The sequence below is a fragment of the Streptomyces sp. NPDC087263 genome, from assembly GCF_044744645.1.
Lineage (GTDB): Bacteria > Actinomycetota > Actinomycetes > Streptomycetales > Streptomycetaceae > Streptomyces.
In genome coordinates this window covers 391,034-408,005 of the sequence record NZ_JBIUYT010000009.1, presented here as the reverse complement: position 1 = coordinate 408,005, position 16,972 = coordinate 391,034, and the positions used below count along the sequence as shown (strand labels likewise).

At 68.6% G+C, this 16,972-nt stretch carries 12 protein-coding genes, 1 tRNA gene and 1 riboswitch; of the genes, 4 read left to right on the top strand and 9 right to left on the bottom strand.

Features of this window, described 5'->3' with window-relative positions:
- Window positions 1–197 precede the first annotated feature (197 nt).
- A tRNA-Leu gene (locus ACIPC1_RS29320) sits at window positions 198–280 on the bottom strand.
- Between the two features lie 412 nt (window positions 281–692).
- On the opposite strand from ACIPC1_RS29320, the gene ACIPC1_RS29315 reads away from it, so the two are divergent.
- Both ACIPC1_RS29315 and ACIPC1_RS29310 read left to right on the top strand, forming a co-directional pair.
- Window positions 693–1,463 carry an ABC transporter ATP-binding protein gene (locus ACIPC1_RS29315; RefSeq protein ID WP_402522400.1) on the top strand — a complete coding sequence of 257 codons (771 nt, stop codon included), beginning with the start codon at window positions 693–695 and terminating at the stop codon, window positions 1,461–1,463.
- Between the two features lie 151 nt (window positions 1,464–1,614).
- Window positions 1,615–4,143 (top strand): ABC transporter permease, encoded by a 2,529-nt coding sequence (locus ACIPC1_RS29310; RefSeq protein WP_402522220.1) that lies wholly within the window; start codon window positions 1,615–1,617, stop codon window positions 4,141–4,143.
- 99 nt (window positions 4,144–4,242) lie between these two features.
- Here the strand turns inward: ACIPC1_RS29310 and ACIPC1_RS29305 are convergent, their stop codons facing one another.
- From ACIPC1_RS29305 to ACIPC1_RS29270, 8 genes are all read right to left on the bottom strand, one after another.
- A complete protein-coding gene (locus tag ACIPC1_RS29305; RefSeq protein WP_402522218.1) occupies window positions 4,243–5,532 on the bottom strand; it encodes a class I SAM-dependent methyltransferase in 1,290 nt (429 codons plus the stop codon).
- Window positions 5,533–5,804: 272 nt separating this feature from the next.
- Window positions 5,805–7,205 carry an NAD(P)/FAD-dependent oxidoreductase gene (locus ACIPC1_RS29300; protein ID WP_402522215.1) on the bottom strand — a complete coding sequence of 467 codons (1,401 nt, stop codon included), beginning with the start codon at window positions 7,203–7,205 and terminating at the stop codon, window positions 5,805–5,807.
- 475 nt (window positions 7,206–7,680) lie between these two features.
- Window positions 7,681–8,634, bottom strand: coding sequence for an exopolyphosphatase (locus ACIPC1_RS29295; RefSeq protein WP_402522213.1), 954 nt, complete (start codon window positions 8,632–8,634; stop codon window positions 7,681–7,683).
- Window positions 8,631–9,206, bottom strand: coding sequence for a DUF501 domain-containing protein (locus tag ACIPC1_RS29290; RefSeq protein WP_402522210.1), 576 nt, complete (start codon window positions 9,204–9,206; stop codon window positions 8,631–8,633). Before ACIPC1_RS29290 ends, ACIPC1_RS29295 begins: the two co-directional genes overlap by 4 nt.
- Before the next feature lie 138 nt (window positions 9,207–9,344).
- Window positions 9,345–9,821 (bottom strand): septum formation initiator family protein, encoded by a 477-nt coding sequence (locus ACIPC1_RS29285; protein ID WP_402522208.1) that lies wholly within the window; start codon window positions 9,819–9,821, stop codon window positions 9,345–9,347.
- Between the two features lie 107 nt (window positions 9,822–9,928).
- Complete coding sequence (gene eno / locus ACIPC1_RS29280) at window positions 9,929–11,215, bottom strand: phosphopyruvate hydratase (RefSeq protein ID WP_402522206.1); 1,287 nt, start codon at window positions 11,213–11,215, stop codon at window positions 9,929–9,931.
- Between the two features lie 363 nt (window positions 11,216–11,578).
- Entirely contained in the window at window positions 11,579–12,280 is a 702-nt protein-coding gene (locus ACIPC1_RS29275) for a transglycosylase family protein (protein ID WP_402522204.1), read from the bottom strand.
- A 4-nt stretch (window positions 12,281–12,284) separates the two neighbouring features.
- Window positions 12,285–12,449: riboswitch (cyclic di-AMP (ydaO/yuaA leader) on the bottom strand.
- Between the two features lie 195 nt (window positions 12,450–12,644).
- Entirely contained in the window at window positions 12,645–13,589 is a 945-nt protein-coding gene (locus ACIPC1_RS29270; RefSeq protein ID WP_402522202.1) for a transglycosylase family protein, read from the bottom strand.
- 580 nt (window positions 13,590–14,169) lie between these two features.
- On the opposite strand from ACIPC1_RS29270, the gene ACIPC1_RS29265 reads away from it, so the two are divergent.
- Both ACIPC1_RS29265 and ACIPC1_RS29260 read left to right on the top strand, forming a co-directional pair.
- Entirely contained in the window at window positions 14,170–15,426 is a 1,257-nt protein-coding gene (locus ACIPC1_RS29265) for a cytochrome P450 (RefSeq protein ID WP_402522200.1), read from the top strand.
- A 196-nt stretch (window positions 15,427–15,622) separates the two neighbouring features.
- Window positions 15,623–16,834, top strand: a complete 1,212-nt coding sequence (locus tag ACIPC1_RS29260) for a globin domain-containing protein (RefSeq protein WP_402522198.1) — start codon at window positions 15,623–15,625, stop codon at window positions 16,832–16,834.
- Window positions 16,835–16,972 lie beyond the last annotated feature (138 nt).

Below are 16,972 nucleotides of genomic sequence, written 5' to 3'. Positions count from 1 at the left end.
CGGCACGCCCCTTCGCGTTCCTCAGATCACTTGCGTTCGTCCAGTGAAATTTCCTTCACCATTTTCTTCTCCTGAGTCTCCGACTGCGTACGTCCTCTGTCAACAGACTCGAATTTCAACAGACCCGACCAAAGGTCAGGTGGGGGGAGGACTCCTCACCCCGTCGTGACCCGCGCCTGTGTCGCAAGTGCGGGAGGTGCCCGGAACCGGACTTGAACCGGTACGCCCGCGAGGGGCAGCGAGGTTTAAGCTCGCCGTGTCTGCATTCCACCATCCGGGCAGGCCATGGGCTCCGCATCGAGGTTTCCCGAGCCTATCGGGGCTCACCCCCCGAACTTCGGTCGGTCGGACCGAAGTTGTCTTATTTTATTGATGTCTGAGGGCCCATCAGCACCCGGTACGGACCATCCGCACATGCCAGATAGCCTTTCGGGTGACTTCCGGCGCCGCATACGGAATGACGGAATTTCACCGTCCGAACATCCGGCCCGCACAGCAGCTGTCACCGGCGCTCTCAGGGACGGTCCTCATCCCCAGGTATGACACGGGCGCTCGTGGTGCGACCGAAGTCGCCCCAGGAACCGGAACAGCGGGTGACTACACGGCCCGAAACAGCCGGGACGATGGACACACGTCCCCGGAAATCGTCGTCGTCGTCCCGACAGGAGCACCCTCCCGTGACCACCCCTCCCGTGACCGCCACTCGCACCGCCGACCGGGCCACCACGGTGGCCGCCCGTGCCACGGAACTGTCCAAGGTCTACGGACAGGGCGAGACCCAGGTGATCGCCCTCGACCAGGTCACCGTCGACTTCCGGCAGGCCGAGTTCACCGCGATCATGGGTCCCTCGGGGTCCGGCAAGTCCACGCTGATGCACTGCGTGGCCGGACTGGACTCGTTCTCCGCCGGCTCCGTGCGCATCGGCGAGACGGAGCTCGGCTCCCTCAAGGACAAGCAGCTCACCAAGTTGCGCCGGGACAAGATCGGCTTCATCTTCCAGGCGTTCAACCTGCTGCCGACCCTGACCGCCCTGGAGAACATCACCCTCCCGATGGACATCGCGGGCCGCAAGCCCGACAAGGAGTGGCTGAACACGGTCATCGAGATGATCGGCCTCGCCGACCGCCTGAGCCACCGACCCTCCCAGCTCTCCGGCGGCCAGCAGCAGCGCGTCGCCGTCGCCCGCGCGCTCGCCTCCCGGCCCGACATCATCTTCGGCGACGAGCCGACCGGAAACCTCGACTCCCGCGCCGGCGCGGAGGTACTCGGCTTCCTGCGCAACTCCGTACGGGAGTTGGGGCAGACCGTCGTCATGGTCACCCACGACCCGGTGGCCGCCGCGTACGCCGACCGCGTCATCTTCCTGGCCGACGGCCGGATCGTCGACGAGGTGCTCAAGCCGACCGCGGACGCCGTCCTCGACCGGATGAAGCAGTTCGACGCGAAGGGCCGCACGAGCTGACACTCGCCCCCCTGCCCGCCCATCCGGCCGCGCACCCGTCGCGCCGTCCCAAGGGCAAGGCCGCGCACCCGTCGCAACCCCCCAAAGACAGGGCCGCGCACCCGTCGCGCCGACCCGAAGACTTCCTACCTCCCTGGACTGAGACAACCCCATGTTCCGTACCGCCTTGCGCAACGTACTCGCGCACAAGGCCAGGCTCCTGATGACCGTGCTCGCCGTGATGCTCGGCGTGGCGTTCGTGTCCGGCACCCTGGTCTTCACCAACACCATCTCGGACGCCTACCAGAAGAGCTCGGCCAAGGGCTTCGACCAGATCGACGTCGTCATCGAGCCGGAGTACCAGGACGACACCGGCGACACGGTCGGCAAGGAGCAGAAGCTCACACAGGAGCTGCTCGACAAGACCGCCGCGGTCCCGGGTGCCGCCTCCGCCGTAGGCGTCGTCAACGGCTTCACCGCCATAGCCGACAAGGACGGCAAGCTCGTCGGCAGCGGCTTCCAGTCGCGGGGCGGGAACTACTGGGAGGACAAGGACCCCCGGTATCCGCTGACCGGCGGCAGCGCCCCGCGCGGCCCGAACGAGGTCGCGATCGACTCCGAGACCGCGAAGCGGGCCGGGTACAAGGTCGGCGACACCGTACGGCTGTCCGTCGACGGACCCGTCCTCACGCCCACCGTCACCGGCATCTTCACCACCGACGACGGCAATGTCGCGGCCGGCGGCAGCCTGGCCCTCTTCGACACGGCCACCGCGCAGAAGCTCTTCGACTCGGTCGGCAGCTACGGCGAGATCGATGTGAAGGCGGCGGCCGGCACCAGCCAGACCGCCCTGCGGAACCAGCTCGACAAGTTCGTACCGAAGGACATCGCCTCCACCACGACCGGCGAGAAGGCCGCCGCCGACCAGGCCGAGCGGATCTCCTCGGCGATGAGCGGCATGAAGACGGGCCTGCTGGTCTTCGCCGGCATCGCGCTGTTCGTCGGTACGTTCATCATCGCCAACACCTTCACCATGCTGGTCGCCCAGCGCACCAAGGAACTCGCGCTGCTGCGCGCCGTCGGTGCCTCCCGCAGGCAGGTCACCCGGTCCGTACTCGTCGAGGCGTTCTTCGTCGGCGCGGTCGCCGCGGTCTCGGGTCTGGTCGCGGGCATCGGCATCGGCGCCGGGATGCGCTCCCTGATCGGCACGCTCGGCGCACCCGTACCGGACGGCCCGCTGGTGATCTCGCCGGGCACCGTCGCCACGGCCCTGATCGTCGGCATCCTCATCACGATGCTCGCCGCCTGGCTGCCGGGCCGCCGCGCGGCGAAGATCCCGCCGGTCGCCGCGATGAGCAGCGTGCACGCGCAGGCGACCACGAAGTCCCTGGTCCTGCGGAACACGATCGGCGCCCTCTTCGCGGGGGCGGGCATCGCCGTCGTGCTGTACGCGACGACCATGAGCGGCTCGGACGGCCAGGCCCCGATGGGTCTCGGCGCGGTCCTGCTCATCCTCGGCGTCTTCATCCTCACGCCGCTGCTGTCCCGCCCGCTGATCGCGGCCGCCTCCCCGGCGCTCCGTATCTTCGGGGTCTCCGGCAAGCTCGCCCGCCAGAACTCGGTGCGCAACCCGCGCCGCACCGCCGCGACCGCCTCGGCGCTGATGATCGGTCTGACCCTGATCACCGGGATGACGGTGATGGCTGGCAGCCTGCAGAAGTCGATCGACAAGATGGCCAGCTCCGCGATCAAGGCGGACTACGTCGTCTCGATGGCGAACGGCCGGCCGCTCTCGCCGGACGTCGAGAAGACGCTCGCCGGCCTCGACGGGGTCACGGACACCAGCGCGCTGCGCAACTCGCCCTCGCGCATCGACCAGAAGTCCGAGTACCTGACGGGCGTCAACGGCGCGTCCATCGCCAAGCTCACCGAGCTCACCCTGGACGAGGGCTCGTTCACGGTCGGCGGGACCCAGGTCGTGGTCGACGACCGCACCGCCGAGTCGCACGGCTGGAAGGCCGGTTCGAAGTTCACCGTCTCCTACGAGGACGGCAGCAAGCAGCAGTTGACGGTGGCCGGCGTCTACGAGGGCAACGAGATGATCTCGGGCATCATGCTCGACAACTCGACGCTCACCCCGCACACCACGGACGCCTTCGACATGCAGGTCATGCTGAAGACGGCGAGCGGCGCGTCGGACGCCACGAAGAACAGGATCGAGAAGGCCCTCGGCGACAACCCGGCCATCCAGGTCCAGGACAAGAAGGACATCTCCGACGGCATCGCGAGCATCTTCACCCTGATGCTGAACATGCTCTACGGCCTGCTCGCGATGGCCGTCATCGTCGCCGTCCTCGGTGTCATCAACACCCTGGCCATGTCGGTCTTCGAGCGCTCGCAGGAGATCGGGATGCTCCGCGCGATCGGCCTCGACCGCAAGGGCATCAAGCGGATGGTCCGTCTGGAGTCCCTGGTCATCTCGCTCTTCGGCGGTGTACTGGGCATCGGCCTGGGCGTGTTCTTCGGCTGGGCCGCCGGTGAACTCCTCGGCAGCAGCATGCCGACGTACGAACTGGTCCTGCCCTGGGCCAGGATGGGCTTCTTCCTGCTCCTCGCGGCGGCGGTCGGCGTACTGGCCGCGCTGTGGCCGGCACGGCGGGCGGCCCGCCTGAACATGCTGTCGGCCATCAAGTCCGAGTAGCGGTACGCGAGATGGGGCCCCGTCCGGCGATCGGACGGGGCCCCTTTCTCGTACGGGATCAGGCTTTCTCGTATGGGATCCAGCCTTCCTGTACGGGGATCAGTTCCAGGTGCGCGCCCGCAGCGGCATCCCGGACGCCCCCGAAGCCTCCGGCGTCCTGACCGCCAGTACCTGGTTGACGCTGATGCGGTTGCGCTCGAAGGCGAGGGCGGAGGCGGCCATGTACAGCCGCCAGACGCGGGCCCGGCCGGGACTGGTGAGCCGCACGGCACGCCCCCACTGCGCTTCCAGGTTGGCGACCCAGCGGCGCAGGGTGAGGGCGTAGTGCTCGCGGATCGACTCGACGTCGCGGACCTCGAAGCCGGCCCGCTCCAACTGGGTCACCGTCGTCCCGACCGGCGCGAGTTCGCCGTCCGGGAAGACGTACGCGTCGATGAACTCGTCGACGTGGTACGCCGATTCGTCCCGGCGCGGCGGGCGCGCGATCTGGTGGTTGAGCAGCCGCCCGCCGGGCCGCAACAGCCGGTGCAGCACCTCGGCGTACTCCAAGTACCGTTCGGCGCCCACGTGTTCGGCCATGCCGATCGAGGAGATGGCGTCGAACGGCCCGTCCGCGACATCCCGGTAGTCCTGCACCCGGATCTCCACCCGGTCGGTCAGCCCCTCCTCCGCGACCCGCTTACGGGCGTACGCGGCCTGCTCCTGCGACAGGGTCACGCCGACCACGCTGACGCCGTACTCACGGGCGGCGTGGATGGCCATGGAACCCCAGCCGCAGCCGACGTCGAGGAGCCGCTGCCCCGCCTTCAGGTCCAGCTTGCGGGCGATGAGGTCGAGCTTGTCGCGCTGCGCGTCCTCAAGAGTGGCTTCCCCGGACTCCCAGTAGGCGCACGAGTAGACCATCGACGAGCCGAGGACTACCTCGTAGAAGTCGTTGCCCACGTCGTAGTGGTGGCTGATGGCCCGCCGGTCGCTGCGCTTGGTGTGCAGGTGACGGCGCCTGCGCACCTCCTCTCCGGGCGGGGCGGGCGGCAGCGGCCCGACCAGCCTCACCAGCCCGCGCAGAGCGGCACGTACCTCGGGGTCCCGCAGCGCCTCCGCCGAGCTCCTGGCGTCCTCTCCCCGCTCCCACACGAGCCCGGAGATCAGGCCGAGGGCGGTGTAGAGGTCGCCCTCCACGCCGAGGTCCCCGGCGACCCACGCCCGGGCGAGACCGAGTTCCCCCGGCTTCCACAGCAGCCGACGTACAGCCCGTCGATTCCGTACGACGAGTACGGGGGCGGCGGGCGGCCCTGCCTCCGAGCCGTCCCAGGCGCGGATACGCAGCGGGAGCGGGGCTCCCAGCAACTGTTCGACAAGGCTCTTGAGCCGCAGCGCGGCGTCCTGCATGGCGCACACCTCCGTGACGACACTCCCGAACGCTCCAACACCCACGTAAACACCAACATGCTCTTCGTGCAGTCCCTCTTCCGCGTTACGGCTTCGCAAAATAGGTGCAGAGACCATGCTTTCGACGTCGAAGGGGGCGGTGCTTTTATCGCCGGTACGGCGGGCGCGGAAACGCCGAAGGGGCCTCCCGCACCACGGATGGCGGGAGGCCCCTTCGGGGCGTTCGGCGTTCGGCGTTTGTCGTTCGGCGTTTGTCGTTCGGCGACCGGAGGTCAGGAGGCCTTGGCCTTCTCCTCGGTCTTGGCAGGTGCTGCCGCGGCCGCGGCAGCACGGGCGGGCGCCGGCTTGGCGGCCTCGTAGAACTCCTCGCGAGGAGTCTCCATGGCACCGAGCGAGACGACCTCGCGCTTGAGGAACATCGCGAGCGTCCAGTCCGCGAAGACGCGGATCTTACGGTTCCACGTCGGCATGGCGAGACCGTGGTAGCCGCGGTGCATGTACCAGGCGAGACGGCCCTTGACCTTGATCTTCACCTTGCCCATGACGATCATCGCAACGCCCTTGTGGAGGCCGAGCCCGGCCACCGCGCCCTTGTTGGCGTGCGCGTACTCCTTCTGCGGGAAGCCCCGCATACCGGAGATCACGTTGTCGCCGAGCACCTTCGCCTGCCGCAGCGCGTGCTGCGCGTTCGGCGGGCACCAGGCGTTCTCGACACCGGCCTTGCGGGAGGCCACGTCCGGCACCTGGGCGTTGTCGCCCGCGGCCCAGATGTAGTCCGTGCCCTGCACCTGAAGGGTGGTCTGGGTGTCCACGTGACCGCGCGGGCCGAGCGGCAGACCGAAGCGGGCCAGGACGGGGTTCGGCTTGACGCCGGCCGTCCAGACGATCGTGTGGGAGTCGACCTCGAGGCCGTTCTTGAGCACGACGTGGCCGTCGACGCAGGAGTCCATGGAGGTGGAGAGGTAGATCTCCACGCCCCGGCTCTCCAGGTGCTCCTTGCCGTACAGGCCGAGCTTCGGGCCCACCTCGGGAAGGATCTTGTCCGCCGCGTCGACGAGGACGAAGCGCATGTCCTCACGGGACACGCTGGTGTAGTACTTCGACGCGTCGCGGGCCATGTCCTCGACCTCGCCGATGGTCTCCGCACCCGCGAAGCCACCGCCGACGAAGACGAAGGTGAGCGCCTTGCGGCGGACCTCCTCGTCCGTGGTCGAGTCGGCCTTGTCGAGCTGCTCCAGGACGTGGTTGCGCAGGCCGATGGCCTCCTCGATGCCCTTCATACCGATGCCCTGCTCGGCGAGGCCGGGGATCGGGAAGGTGCGCGAGACCGCGCCCATCGCGATGACGAGGTAGTCGAAAGGCAGCTCGTACGCCTCACCCACGAGGGGGGCGATCGTCGCGACCTTGCGGTCCTGATCGATGGTGGTCACCCGACCGGTGAGGACCTCCGCCTTGGGCAGCACGCGTCGCAACGGGACGACGACATGCCGAGGGGAGATGCTGCCGGCGGCGGCTTCGGGGAGGAAGGGCTGGTAGGTCATGTACGACCGGGGGTCGACAACCGTGACGGTCGCCTCTCCGTAGCGCATCTTCTTGAGAATGCGCCGAGCTGCGTACAGGCCTACGTACCCACCGCCTACTACGAGGATCCTGGGACGCTCCGTGGTGCTCATGCCATCGAGTATCCACCTGCCCCAGGGGGGTCGCTCGTGAGCCCCTTCACAAGCAAGGTCCGACCCTCTGCTACACTGCGCCGCCCACGTGACCGAGGTCATGTCGCCACGGGGGAACCCGCGTCCGGTTCGGACCGTTGTCAACACCGCGTGAGCTGCCACTCCGTCACCGCGAGGGTCCCGCGAACGGGCCGGAGCAGCCCCCGTTTCACACGCCCGAAACACGCCCCGAACGCTCCCGTGAGCACCCTCCCCCGCCCGGTGAGCCGCCCCGAAGGGCCAGAGGAACGAAATCCTCGCCCAACAGGACCTTTTTCCTTGTGAAGAACTTCACGAACTTTTCCGGCGGCGTGTCGCCGAGGCGTTTTCCGGACCCCTCAAGTGCGCTCATACGTTGTTCGACCTGCTCAGGAGAGGCCGAGCACACGGCTACGCGACCGCCCACGCGACCCCGTCGGGCAGCGCGGGCGATGCGCTACTCGAGCTCTTCCGCCGCTTTCCACGCGATCCCGTCGAGAATGTCGTGCTCGCTGACCACGACCTCCGCCGCGCCGATCCGCTCCATGATCGCGAGCAGTACGAGGGCGCCGGCGGCGATGACGTCGACACGGCCCGGATGCATCGAGGGGATCGCGGCGCGTTCGGCGTGCGTCGAGGTCAGCAGCGACTCGGTGATCTCGCGGACCCGGTCGTAGGAGACCCGGGAGTGGTGGATGGCGGCCGAGTCGTACTCGGGAAGGTTCTGCGCGATCGCCGAGACCGTGGTGACCGAGCCTGCCAGCCCGACCAGCGTGCGCGCCTCACGCAGCGGCACGGTCCGCTCGGCGAGATCCAGGGCCGCCTCGATGTCGGCACGGATCGCCTCGACCTCGGCGGCCGTCGGCGGGTCACTGACCTTGCCGTCGTGCACGAGGTGGCGCTCGGTCATCCGTACACAGCCGATGTCGACGGACGCGGCGGCACGCACCTGGTCGTCGCCCACGACGAACTCCGTGGACCCGCCGCCGATGTCCACGACCAGGTACGGCCTGGCGAGGTCGTCCCGGCCGGTCAGCTCCTTGGTCGCGCCGGTGAAGGAGAACTCCGCCTCCCGGTCACCGGTGACGACCTCGGGCTCCACGCCCAGGATGTCCAGCACCCCGCGCACGAACTCGTCCCGGTTCTCGGCGTCACGGGAAGCCGAGGTCGCCACGAACCGCACCCGCTCAGCGCCGTGCTCCTTGATGACCGCCGCGTACTCACGGCAGGCGGCGAAGGTCCGCTCCAGCGCCTCGGGGGCGAGCCGCCCGGTCCGGTCGACGCCCTGACCGAGCCGGACGATCGTCATACGCCGGTCCAGGTCGACGAGTTCCCCCGTCGCCGGGTCCGCGTCGGCGACGAGCAGGCGGATGGAGTTCGTACCGCAGTCGACGGCGGCGACACGGGTCACTTGGCGGCCTCCTCTTCGGCGAGGGAGGGGTGGGCTCCGGGCTGATGAGTGGTCTCGGGTGACGGGACCACGCAGGCCCCCTTGCGCCACCACTCCGGCAGCATCGCGATGGCCTCGTCGCCCAGCGGGTTCACGCCGGGCCCCGCCGCCAGCGAGTGGCCCACCAGCACATGCAGGCACTTCACCCGGTCCGGCATGCCGCCCGCACTGGGGAAGCCCTCCAGGACCTCGATGGAGTCACGCCGGGCGATGTAGTCCTCGTGAGCGGCGCGATACGCGGCGGCCAGCTCGGGATCGCTCGCCAGCCGGTCCGTCATCTCCTTCATGACCCCGTTGGCCTCCAAGGTGCCGATCGCGGAGGCGGCACGCGGGCACGTGAGGTAGTACGTCGTCGGGAACGGCGTCCCGTCGGGAAGTCGGGGTGCCGTCTCCACCACGTCCGGCTGACCGCAGGGACAGCGGTGCGCGATCGCGCGCAACCCGCGCGGCGGTCGCCCCAGCTGCTGCTTGAAGGCCTCGACATCCGCGTCGGTCGGCTCGGTGCGCGGGGTGGGCGGCGGTGGCGTTTCCATGCCGTGAGTCACATGTCTTTCTGGTCAGTCAGTCAAACGGTCAGTCAGTCAAACGGTCAAACGGCCGGTCTGCCGCTTCAGTCAGCCGATCGGTCGGGCGGTCCGCCGGTGAACTGGCCGATCGGCCGATCGGTTCGTTCAGCGGCCGTCGGCGTCGGCTCTGTCCACGCCGTCCCACACGTTCGCGTACCAGGGACGGTCGGCCGCCCCCTGGTCGACACGGGACTGCTTCGCCGCGTCCGGGTCGATCACGATGTAGCCGGTCTCCCCCGGCATCACATAGTGCAGCCGGTCCCGGATCTGCTGCTCCGCGTACGCGTCGTCCTGCCAGCGCGCCTTGAGGTCACGCAACTGCTCGACCCGCGCGCGGGCCTGCTCCCGCTCCCGCACCAGGTCGGAGACCTCGGCGCGCTGGGACACGTACTGCCTTATGGGGTACGCGAGGGCCACCACCAGCGAGCACAGGACAAGGGCGAGGAGCGCCGCCCGCCCGGTGAGCCGCGAGCGGCGGGCCTGCCGCTTGGTCTGGGAGCGGTAGACCCGGGCCGCCGTCTGCTCGCCGAGCAGCTTCAGCCTGGTCGCGGTGGAGAACCGGTCCCGGTCCTTCACGGCCATGAGTCCCGCCTCCCCGATACGTCCCTGCCAGCACGTGCGTACGTCCCCGCACACGGTACGGGACCGAGTACGGGGACGTACGTACGACGCTTCCTACGAGGCCCGGCTCAGCCCTTGAAGCGGGGGAACGCGCTGCGGCCGGCGTACACCGCGGCGTCGTCGAGGATCTCCTCGATGCGCAGCAGCTGGTTGTACTTGGCGACGCGGTCCGAGCGGGCCGGGGCGCCGGTCTTGATCTGACCGCAGTTCACCGCGACGGCGAGGTCGGCGATGGTGGTGTCCTCGGTCTCGCCGGAGCGGTGGGACATCATGCACTTGAAGCCGTTGCGCTGCGCCATCTCGACGGCGTCCAGGGTCTCGGTCAGCGAGCCGATCTGGTTGACCTTGACGAGCAGGGCGTTCGCGGAGCCCTCCTCGATGCCGCGGGCCAGCCGCTCCGGGTTGGTGACGAAGAGGTCGTCGCCGACGATCTGGACCTTGTCGCCCAGCTTGTCGGTGATGACCTTCCAGCCGGCCCAGTCGTCCTCGTACAGCGGGTCCTCGATGGAGACCAGCGGGTACGCGGCGACGAGCTCCTCGTAGTACTCGGTCATCTCGGCGGCCGAGCGGGACTTGCCCTCGAACTCGTACTTGCCGTCCTTGTAGAACTCGGACGCGGCGACGTCGAGCGCGAGCCCGATCTGCTCGCCGGGGATGTAACCGGCCTGCTTGATGGCCTCGATGATGAGGTCGAGCGCGGCGCGGTTGGACTCCAGGTTCGGGGCGAAGCCGCCCTCGTCGCCGAGGCCGGTGGACAGGCCCTTGGTCTTCAGCACCTTCTTGAGGGTGTGGTAGACCTCGGCGCCCCAGCGCAGCGCCTCGGAGAAGGACTCCGCGCCGATCGGGGCGATCATGAACTCCTGGATGTCCACGTTCGAGTCGGCGTGCGACCCACCGTTCAGGATGTTCATCATCGGAACGGGCAGCAGGTGCGCGTTCGGGCCGCCCAGGTAGCGGAAGAGGGGCAGGTCGCTGGCCTCGGAGGCGGCGTGCGCGACGGCGAGGGAGACGCCGAGAATGGCGTTGGCGCCGAGCGAGCCCTTGTTGTCGGTGGCGTCCAGGTCGAACATCGCCTGGTCGATCAGGCGCTGCTCGGTGGCGTCGTAACCGACGAGCTCCGGGCCGATCTGCTCGATGACGGCGAGGACGGCCTTCTCGACACCCTTGCCGCCGTAACGGTTGGGGTCACCGTCACGCAGCTCGATGGCCTCGAAGGCTCCGGTGGAGGCGCCGGACGGGACGGCGGCACGACCGGTGCTGCCGTCATCGAGGCCGACCTCGACCTCGACGGTGGGGTTCCCTCGCGAGTCGAGGATTTCCCGGGCTACGACGACGTCGATGGACGGCACGAGCATCTCCTTCAGAATGTGACGCGGGTACGCGGGACTGTGGCAGCCCCGCGTAGATGAGCCTAACCGGCTCCGAGGGATCGGCCAGCCGGTCTACCCCCTCTTGTGCAGAACTGAGAGCACATATTGTTCCCGAACGGAACAAAAAGGCGGGGAAGAGGGTGACGATGGCGGGACCGGTGCCGGAAATGAAAAGCCCCGCCCCGGTGCGTACGGGGGAACACGCACCGGAGCGGGGAGCCCGTGGGGGACGGGGGTGACCCACACGAGGCCTTCAGTATGGAGACCACGTATGGGAGCGGGCTGTGGTTCAACTGCGAGCTACCTGTCAGTCGCCGGCCGACCGCCGTCGGCCGACGACCCCGGCCGTCAGCTGAGGTGCAGCTGCTGACCCGGGTAGATGAAGTCCGCGTCGTCGATGATGTCCTTGTTCAGCTCGAACAGCTTCTGCCAGCCGCCCTTGACGTTCTTCGCCTCGGCGATCTCGCTGAGGGTGTCGTCCTTCTTCACCTTGTACTCGCCGTCACCCTTCTTGACCGTCTTACCGGTCGGGGTCTCGACGGTCTCCTTCTTGGCGGTCTCCCGCTCCGAGGAGCGCGAGGCACGCTGCTCGTCGGTCCCCGAGCTCGGTGCACTCGGCGTGCTCGGCGTGCTCGGCGTGCTCGGCTGCGAAGGGGTGGTGCTGCCGGCGTCGTTCGCGGCGTTCGACAGGCCCGTGCCGCAGGTCGGCCAGGCGCCCTTGCCCTGAGCGGCGAGAACCTTCTCGGCGACGGATATCTGCTGGGACTTGGAGGCCTGGTCGGCGGAGGAGGCGTACGAGCTGCCGCCGTACGCGGACCAGGTGGAGGAGGAGAACTGCAGGCCGCCGTAGTAGCCGTTGCCGGTGTTGATGGACCAGTTGCCACCGGACTCGCACTGGGCGACGGTGTCCCACTCGGAGGTGGTGGCGGCGGAGGCGGTGCCGGCCGCCATCAGCGGAGCGGCGACGGCGACGCCGGTCACTCCGGCGAGCGTGGCGATACGGGTGACCTTGGACGGGCGACGGTGCTTGCCCTTGCACGAACGCAGCATGAAGTGATCCCCTCACCGACGCCTACGAGGTGAGCTGTCGGGTTCGGGCGGGTGAGTGCCCGGTCGCGCACCCTTCGGTGCACGGCTTCACCCCAAGCCACTCCCGGTCAACTACCGGGCGCGGCGCTTACCTTGGGTCCCCCGCTCCTGCCTACGGCGCTTGACGCGACGACTGTTCCCGTACGGCCGCTGGCAGGATTCGGCGTTGCGACCGTCGGGGCTCACTGTGGCGAGCGGTCACGACCGTAGGCAGGCGATCGGCGGAATATCAAAGACGATCAGGGGGTCTGAGATCCATCTCTCATTCTCACCAAACTGGACATTCCATGGCGAACCATGACGCGAACTCCCGCTGCTTTTCACCCTATTCAGCACCAACTGCCAGGCTCTGACCGGGGAGGATGAGGTCCGCGTCGGCGCCGACCGTCTCCTTGTTCTCGTCGTACAGCTGGGTCCATCCGCCGTCGAGGCCAAGGGCGTCGGCGATGACCGAGAGGCTGTCGCCGGCCTGGACGACATAGGAGCCGTCGACGACGGTGCGGGCCGTGTCGGAGTCACGTGAGGCGTGCCGCCCAGAGGCGGCGTCGTCCGTACCGCCGTCGGTCGCACCCTCGGTGGCGGTGTCACCACGGTGACGCCCGGCGGTCGCCTCGTCCTCGGGCGCACTCGAAGAATCGTCGGCCTGGGCGGACTTGTCCGATTCATCACTGTTCGTGGCGCTTGGGTCGGCGCTCGCGCTCGCGCTCGCCTCCGGAGCGCCGGAGTTGGTGGAGCTTCCGGTGTCCTCGGTTGCGTCCGCGGAGGGCGAGGCGGACGGGGAGGCGGACGGGGAGGCGGACGGGGAGGGACTGGCCGATGCGGACGGGTCCGCGGAACCGGGCGTGGCCGACGGCGAGTCGGCCGCCACGCCCGTGTCGACCTCCACCGAGGCGGAGTCCTTGCTGAGCCCGGAGAGGGGTCCGCAGGTGGGCCAGGCGACAAGCCCCCGGCCGTCGAGGATCTTCTCGGCGACGGCTATCTGCTGCGAGCGGCTGGCCTGGTCGGCGCTCGGGGCGTACTCGAGGCCGCCGTAGTTCTCCCAGTCCCACTGGGTCACATGCAGCCCGCCGTAGTACCCGTCACCGGCGTTGTCGCTCCAGGCGGCACCCGTCTCGCACTCCGCGACGCGGTCCCAAGTAGTGGTGTCGGCCGCGCTCGCACTCGCGGCACCGAGCAACGGGATCGCGATCGCCGATCCGGTCACTCCTGCCGCAACAAGGAGAGCCGGGGCCTGACGGGGGCGACGATGGCGGCCGTTCCCGGAGAGCATGCGGAAGCCCTTTCATGTGACAGCAGGTGACTACAGCGACATACGGCGACGCCAGCCGACGTCTGCGACGCATGATCCGCGCTGTTCGTCGAACGTATCCGCACGCGAACGCTTGTCACAAGTCGATGCAGCGTAGATCACGTGAAGATCACAATGTTGATAGATCGTCAGCTTTCCGCAACCCCCGAACCGCCTCAGGCCCGCTCGGCGGACAACTGGAGCGGAGCCGTGAACTCCACTGGAACCGTACGCAATCCATGCATAATGAGCCCACCGCGTCGGTGCAAATCGGCGGAATCCCTTGCGAGTTGGAGGCCGGGAGGCGGGTGGTCCGGCCTCCCCGGCGCAGGGAGGCGGGGTACGCCGAATTCGGTGAGGTATGCAGGGCCACGGAGTGTCACGAAACGAGTCGGCCGCAGACCCGGCACTGGGTTTGGCTACTGCCGCGCCCACGTGCCCTCAGCGGCCACACTGCGGACCACGGACGCCGGGGCGGCAAGGCATGGGCGCACCAGTTGAAGGGAAATTGCACAATTCGGCGATCTCACCCGCGCAACACGGCGCCCGGTACCGTCAGCCCGTGAACGCCCCCCATAACAAACCCGAACTCTTCACCTGGGAGTTCGCCACCGACCCCTACCCTGCCTACGCGTGGCTCCGCGAGCATTCGCCCGTGCACCAAACCACGCTCCCCAGTGGGGTGGAGGCCTGGCTGATCACCCGGTACGCGGACGCCAAGGAGGCTCTCGCCGACCAGCGGCTCTCGAAGAATCCCGCCCACCATTCCGAAGACGCCCACGGCAAGAGCAAGACGGGCATCCCCGGCGAGCGCAGCGCCAACCTCATGACCCATCTGCTCAACATCGACCCGCCGGACCACACGCGGCTCCGCCGACTCGTCTCCAAGGCGTTCACACCCCGCCGGGTGGCCGAATTCGAGCCCAGAGTCCAAGAGTTGACCGACCAGCTCATCGATCAGTTTGCGCATACCGGAAGCGCCGACCTCATCCACGAGTTCGCCTTCCCCCTCCCCATCTACGCCATCTGCGACCTACTCGGCGTCCCCCGCGAGGACCAGGACGACTTCCGGGACTGGGCGGGGATGATGATCCGGCACGGCGGTGGGCCCAGGGGCGGTGTCGGGCGGTCCGTGAAGAAGATGCGCAGCTATCTCGCCGAGCTGATCCAGCGCAAGCGGGAGGCGCTCTCGGACACCCCCGGCCCCGGCGAAGACCTCATTTCCGGGCTCATCCGCGCCTCCGACCACGGCGAGCACCTCACCGAGAACGAAGCAGCAGCCATGTGTTTCGTCCTCCTGTTCGCAGGTTTCGAAACGACATTGAACCTGATCGGCAACGGCACGTACGCGCTGCTGCGCAATCCGACACAGCGAGCACTACTACAGAAGTCGATCGAGCACGGAGATCAGGAACTGCTCGACACAGGCATCGAAGAACTCCTTCGTTACGACGGCGCGGTCGAACTCGCCACTTGGCGCTACGCAACCGAGCCCCTCACGATCGGCGGACAGAGAATCGCTTCCGGTGACCCCGTGCTCGTGGTCCTCGCCGCTGCCGACCGTGACCCGGCTCGTTTCCACGAGCCGGACACACTCGACCTCTCCCGCCGGGACAACCAGCACCTCGGATACGGACATGGCATCCACTACTGCATCGGCGCACCGCTCGCCCGCCTCGAAGGCCGCACCGCGCTGGCCACCTTGCTGCGCCGTCTACCCGATCTTCAGCTTGCCGCCGACCCCGCGGACTTGCGCTGGCGTGGCGGCCTGATCATGCGCGGACTGCGGAACCTTCCTGTGGAGTTCACGTCTGCCTGACGCAGGCTGACCAGCCCGGCTCGGAACAGCGGAAGAGTACGGAAGCGGTACGCACGGGGGCAGGAGGCTTGGGCGAGCGCCCTCAGCCAACGGTACTCAGCGATCCCCTCTCGGTCTCTCACCCTCTTCACCCCGAGCTGTCCGGAAATCACCTGCTGTTTGACTTCGTGGCTCGGCAAGTCCCTACAGTCGCGAAGTGGACCCCGAAATACTCAGATCCAGCTTCGCGGTCGTCGAGAGACGGGCCGAGTTCGCGGTCAAGTACTTCTACTCGCATCTGTTCCGGCACAACCCGGACGTACGCGGGCTGTTTCCGCTGGACTTTCCGGAGGACATGGAGCGGCAGCGGGACCGGCTGTTCGCGGCGCTGACGTATGTGATGGAGCGGCTGGGGGATCCGGCACTGCCGGGATACCTGCGGGAGTTGGGGCGGGATCACCGGAAGTACCTGGCGGAGCCGGACCATTACGCCGCCGTGGGGGCCAGTCTGATCGCCGCGTTCACCTTCGTCGCCGGGTCGGCGTGGAACACAGAGGTCGAGAAGGCGTGGGCCGAGGCGTACGGGGCGATCGCCAATGTCATGCTCCAGGGCGCCTGGGAGTCGCAGCAGGACGGTGAACCGCCCTGGTGGGACGCCGAAGTCGTGGCCCGGACCCGGCACGGTGACGATCTCGCCGTACTGACCCTGCGGCCCGACCGGCGGCTGCGCTTCTCCCCCGGCCAGTACGTCAGCGTCAACACCCCGCATCTGCCGGGCATCTGGCGGCCGTACTCGCTGGGCAACGCGCCCCGCGCCGACCACACCGTCGACCTGCACATCAGCCGGGTCGAGGGCGGGGTGCTCTCCACCGCCCTGGTCCGGCAGACGCGGGAGGGGGACATCCTGCGGCTCGGCGCGCCCTGCGGCGGGATGACCCTGCGGCCACCCGTCGAGCGGCCGCTGACCTTCATCGCGGCCGGTACGGGGTGGGCGCCCGTCAAAGCGCTGCTTCAGCAACTCGACGCCACGCACGAGGCCCGGCTCTTCCTCGTCGCCCGGGACACCTCCTATCTGTACGACCGGTCCGCCGTCGAACGACTTCAGGCCCGACTTCCGCTGCTCTCCGTCACGTTCATCACCCCTGCGCCCGGCCGGCCCAAGGCGGAGGCGACCGAGCGGTTGCTGACCGCGCTGGGCAACCGCGCGGGCTGGGAGCGGCACGAGGTCTATCTGGCCGGTCCGCCCAGGCTCGTCGAGGAGATCGGCGACGAGCTTCCCGGGCTGGGCACTCCGGCCGAGCGGATCTTCCACGACGTCCTGGCGCCGACCGCCGAGGACCGCACCCGGCCGCTGGGCACGGCGGAATGGCTGCTCGACCGTCCCCAGCCGGCCTGGCACAACCCGTCGGGCCGCGCACCGAGCGCGTGAGCGCGTGCCCCCGTGCCCCGGCGCCGGGGGCGGACCTCACACCTCGGCGGGTGGCTCGGCTCCGGCGCCCCGCATCCCCGGCGGCTGGCTCAGACGCGGCCGACCGCACCCCGGCGGGTCACTCGACTCCCGCCCGCA